Here is a 4684-nt window from a genome sequence, read left to right on the forward strand (position 1 = left end):
TGGGGCGCGGCTCGCTGCTGGACTACGGCATGTTCCTGGAAAACCTCATGGTCGCGGCGCGCGGCCACGGCCTGCACACCTGCCCGCAGGCGGCCTGGAACGGCTTTTCCAGGATCATCCTTCCGCACATTGGCGCCGCTGACAACGAAATGCTGGTCTGCGGCATGGCGCTGGGCTATGCCGATGAAACGGCACTGGTCAACACCTTTCGCACGCCGCGCGTGCCGGCGGCAGATTTCACCACATGGCTGGATTGAACTGAATACATGACGTTTTCCGTGGTCCAGCTACTTGGCGGGCTGTCGTACGCCACCACGCTGTTCCTGATGGCGGCCGGGCTGACGCTGATTTTCGGCGTCACGCGCATCGTCAATTTTGCGCATGGCAGTTTTTTCATGCTGGGCGCGCTGTTCACGGCGCACTGGGTCACGAACTGGTTTCCGGCCTGGGGCGAGAGTGCGCCGCTGTATTTATTTGCTATTCTTTTGGGAGCTGCTTGCGCTGGACTGGCGGGCGCTATTGCCGAATTCTTCCTGTTAAGACGGATGTCGGGCGCGCCCGAGCTGTACCAGCTGGTCGCCACCTTTGGCTTGACGCTGGCGATGCACGACGCGATGCAGTGGTTTTTTGGGCCGGGCGAGGTGTTTGCGCCGCGTTTTCCGGGGCTCAAGGGCGCGGTGCAGATCGGCGACGAGTTCTTTCCCGTCTACCAGCTGGTGATGATTGCGCTGGGGCCGCTGGTCTGGGGCGGGCTGCACCTGTTGCTGCGGCGCTCGCTGTTTGGCCGGCGCCTGCGCGCCGCCACGCAAGACCGGTCCATGCTGGCGGCGCTGGGCGTGAACCCCAAGCCGCTGATGCTGGGCGCCGTGGTGCTGGGCTGCGCGCTGGCCGGGCTGGGCGGGGCGCTGCAGTTGCCGCGTGAGCCGGCGCATCTGCAAATGGACACCAATGTGATTGTGGAAACCTTTGTGGTCGTCGTCATGGGCGGGCTGGGCAGCATAGGCGGCGCGTTCGTGGCGGCCTTGCTGATCGGGCTGGTGCATGCCCTGGCCATCAGCGTGTTTCCGCAGGCGACGCTGGTGCTGGTGTTCTTGACCATGGCGGTGGTGCTGGTGATCCGGCCGCAGGGCATCAGCGGCATGTCGGCGGCCGCGCATGAGGTGGGCGGCGGCCTGCGCGAGGTGGCGCAAAAGTTTCGCGGCCTCTCGCTGGGGCGGCTCTGGCAATCGGCGCTGGCCCTGGGCCTGGTGCTGCTGGCCGGCCTGGCCTGGGTCGGCGGGCCGTACTGGCAAACATTGGCGGCTGACGCCCTGATTTTGATGATTTTCGGCATCAGTTTGCAGTCCATGATGGCCTTGGGCGGCCTGGTGAGTTTTGGCCACGCGGCGTTTTTTGCGCTGGGCGGCTATGGCGCGGCGTTGTCGCACAGCCTGTGGGGCGCGTCGCTGCCGGTCGCGCTGGCCGCTGGCTGCGGCGCCGCGCTGGGGGTGGCGGCCGTGTTTGGCGCGGCGGTGGTGCGCAGCAGCGGTGTGTATCTGGCCATGCTGTCGCTGGCGCTGGCGCAGGTGATCTGGGCCACCGCGACCCAGTGGGTCAGCGTGACCGGCGGGGACAACGGGCTGATTGGGCTGGTGCTGGTGGGCGACGCGGGCCGGCCGCTTTTTTATACCTTGTTGCTGGCGCTGGCGCTGTTGTCGGTGTTTGCGCTGCGGCATCTGGGCCGTTCGGTGCTGGGCGCTGCGCTGCAGGCGGGCCGCGATGCGCCGCTGCGCGCCGCTGCATCGGGCTTGCGCGTGGGCTGGCTCAAGTACCGGATCTTTGTGGAAAGCGCGGTGCTGGCCGGCCTGGCGGGCGGGCTTTTTGCCGCGCACAAGGGGGCGGTGTTTCCGTCGCTGGCCGCCGTGTCCACGTCGGTTGATGCCTTGCTGGTGGTGCTGCTGGGCGGCGTGCACCAGCTCTGGGGCGCGGTGGCTGGCAGCGTGGTGCTGAGCTACGCCAGTGCGGAACTGGGCCGCGAAGTGACTTACTGGCGCGGCTTGTTGGGCGTGTTCATCATGCTGATCATGGTGGCGGCGCCGTCGGGTCTGCTGAGTCTGGGCGATTTCCTGGCCCGCCTGGGCCGGCGCCGGCTGCGCGCCTACCCTGCAAGTGAAGGCGCGCGCTGATGCTGCAGGTGCAACAACTGGTCAAGCATTTTGGTGGCATCCGGGCCGTGGATGGCGTGAGCTTTGAGGTCTCGGCCGGCGAGTGCGTGGCCCTGATCGGTCCCAACGGCGCTGGCAAGTCCACCACGTTTGCCTGCATTGCAGGCCAGTACGACCCCACGGCGGGCCAGATCGCCTGGCGCGGCCAAGCGCTGAACAAGCTGGGCCCGGCGGCCCGCTTGCGGCATGGCGTGGCGCGCACGTTTCAGGTGGCGCAGGTCTTTGAGGCCTTGAGCGTGCTACAAAATGTGCAGCTGTCCATGCAGGTGCAGATTGGGCTAAAGGCTATTTCTACTTTTAAAATTCTTGACAGCCAGTCACGCGAGGCGGCTTTTGCTCTGCTGGCGCAAACCGGTCTGCAGGCCTTGGCCAGCCACGATGCGCTGAGCCTGCCCTATGGCGCTAAAAAGCGGCTGGAGCTGGCCGTGGCGCTTGCCGCCCGCCCGCAGCTGCTGCTGCTCGACGAGCCGGCGGCCGGCCTGGCCGAGGCCGAGCGTGTCAGCTTGATGCAACTGGTGAAAAGCCTGGCTGGGCAGGGCATGGCGGTGCTCTACACCGAACACAACATGGACGCGGTGGCGGGCGTGGCCGACCGCGTGCTGGTGCTGATTGAAGGCCGGCTGGCGGCGCAGGGGTCTTTCGAAGAGATCGCGCGCGACAGCACCGTGCGCCGGCTGTACCTGGGTGAAGGCCTGGTGCAAGGGGCCGCGCATGCTTGAAGTCGACAAACTCAGCGCCTTCTATGGCCCGGCGCAGGCCTTGTTCGAGGTGTCTCTGCAGGTCGGGCCCGGTGAGCTGGTGGTGCTGCAGGGGCTCAACGGCGCCGGCAAATCGACGCTGCTCAAGGCCTTGATGGGGCTGGAAGTGCGCACCGAAGGCACCATTCGCTACCAGTCGCCAGGCGGTCCGGTGTCGATGGAGCGCTGGGAGACGCACCGGCGCGCCCGCGCGGGCCTGGGGTACGTGGCTGAAGACCGGCGGCTTTTTACCGGCCTGACGGTGCGCGAGAACCTGCTGGTTGCCGCCGGCCCGGATGCGCGCGCGCAAGAGGCCAGGGCGCTTGATTTGTTTCCTGTGCTCAAGAAGCTGCTCAAGCGGCCGGCCGCGCAGATGAGTGGCGGCGAGCAGCAAATGCTGGCGATTGCCCGCACGCTGATGACCAACCCGCGCATTTTGCTGCTCGATGAACCCTGCGAAGGCATTGCGCCGGTGCTGGTCGAGTCGATTCGTGATTCCCTGCTGGCGCTCAAGCAGGGCGGCATGCCGCTGCTGGTGGCCGAGCAAAACCGTTTGTTTGCCGACCGTGCCGACCGTGTGCTGCTGCTGGTTGCGGGTAAAGTCAGGGGTTCCTGAAAAAGACCCCTCGTCCGTCGAGCCGTTCTTTTTTATTTTTTGATTTTTACAAGGACATTGCCATGACCCTCACCACCACGCCTTCAGGTCTCCAGTACGAAGACACCGTTCTTGGCACCGGCGCCATCGCCAAGGCCGGCCAGCAGGTCCAGGTGCATTACACCGGCTGGCTTTACAACGACGGCGTGCAGGGCGCCAAGTTTGACTCCAGCAAAGACCGTGGCCAGCCGTTCCAGTTTGCACTGGGCGCGGGCCAGGTCATTCGCGGCTGGGACGAGGGCGTGCAGGGCATGTCGGTTGGCGGCACGCGCCGGCTGGTGATTCCGGCCGAGCTCGGCTACGGCGCACGCGGCGCTGGCGGTGTGATTCCGCCGAACGCCACCTTGCTGTTTGAAGTGGATTTTCTGGGCACCTGAGTTGAAGCGGGCCCCGCTGGCGGGGCCACCACCACGACGCACTACTGCACCACCGCACCAAGCGGTTACTGGCTTTTTCCATGATCATCACCAGCCTGCTCGACACCGACCTGTACAAGTTCACCATGATGCAGGTGGTGTTGCACCAGTTTCCGGGTGCGGAAGTGGAATACCAGTTCAAGTGCCGCAATGCCGGCGCGCCCGGCATTGCGGACCTGGCGCCCTACGTCAACGAGATCCGCGAGGAAATCCGGGGGCTGTGCCATTTGCAGTTCCAGGACGACGAGCTGGCCTACCTGAAGGCCATGCGCTTCATCAAGAGCGACTTTGTGGATTTTCTGGGCCTGTTCCGGCTCAATGAAAAATATGTCAGCGTCACGGCCCTGCCCTCGGGGGAGATCGAGGTCTCGATCAAAGGGCCGTGGCTGCATACCATCCTGTTTGAAATTCCTGTGCTGGCCATCATCAATGAGGTCTACTTTCGCAGCACGCAAAAGCAGCCCGACATGGCTGAAGGCCGGCAGCGTCTGGACACCAAGATTAGGCAGCTGCAGGCTGAGGGCCTCGGGGAACTCCGGATTGCCGATTACGGCACGCGCCGGCGCTTTGGCAAGGTGTGGCACGAAGAGATCCTGCAGACGCTGGCCACGCGCCTGGGCACCGGAAGCACCGGGCAGCTGGCGGGCACCAGCAACGTGCTGTATGCCATGA

At 65.2% G+C, this 4684-nt stretch carries 5 protein-coding genes and 1 pseudogene; all 6 read left to right on the plus strand.

Features of this window, described 5'->3' with window-relative positions:
- The coding region (locus IV091_RS14515) for a nitroreductase family protein (RefSeq protein WP_293469936.1) at nucleotides 1–257 on the plus strand (257 nt) is incomplete at its 5' end.
- A gap of 9 nt (nucleotides 258–266) precedes the next feature.
- Nucleotides 267–2165, plus strand: coding sequence for an ABC transporter permease (locus tag IV091_RS14520; RefSeq protein WP_293469937.1), 1899 nt, complete (start codon nucleotides 267–269; stop codon nucleotides 2163–2165).
- On the plus strand, nucleotides 2165–2923 hold the full coding sequence (locus IV091_RS14525; RefSeq protein WP_293469938.1) for an ABC transporter ATP-binding protein: 759 nt from the start codon (nucleotides 2165–2167) through the stop codon (nucleotides 2921–2923). Before IV091_RS14520 ends, IV091_RS14525 begins: the two co-directional genes overlap by 1 nt.
- Nucleotides 2916–3557: an ABC transporter ATP-binding protein gene (locus IV091_RS14530; protein ID WP_293469939.1), complete on the plus strand. Its 642-nt coding sequence runs from the start codon at nucleotides 2916–2918 to the stop codon at nucleotides 3555–3557. Before IV091_RS14525 ends, IV091_RS14530 begins: the two co-directional genes overlap by 8 nt.
- A gap of 62 nt (nucleotides 3558–3619) precedes the next feature.
- A complete protein-coding gene (locus IV091_RS14535; RefSeq protein WP_293469940.1) occupies nucleotides 3620–3973 on the plus strand; it encodes an FKBP-type peptidyl-prolyl cis-trans isomerase in 354 nt (117 codons plus the stop codon).
- Between the two features lie 80 nt (nucleotides 3974–4053).
- Nucleotides 4054–4684: pseudogene (locus IV091_RS14540) on the plus strand (nicotinate phosphoribosyltransferase); the annotation flags it as partial.

This window comes from Polaromonas sp. (genome assembly GCF_018780625.1).
Classification (GTDB): Bacteria; Pseudomonadota; Gammaproteobacteria; order Burkholderiales; family Burkholderiaceae_C; genus Polaromonas.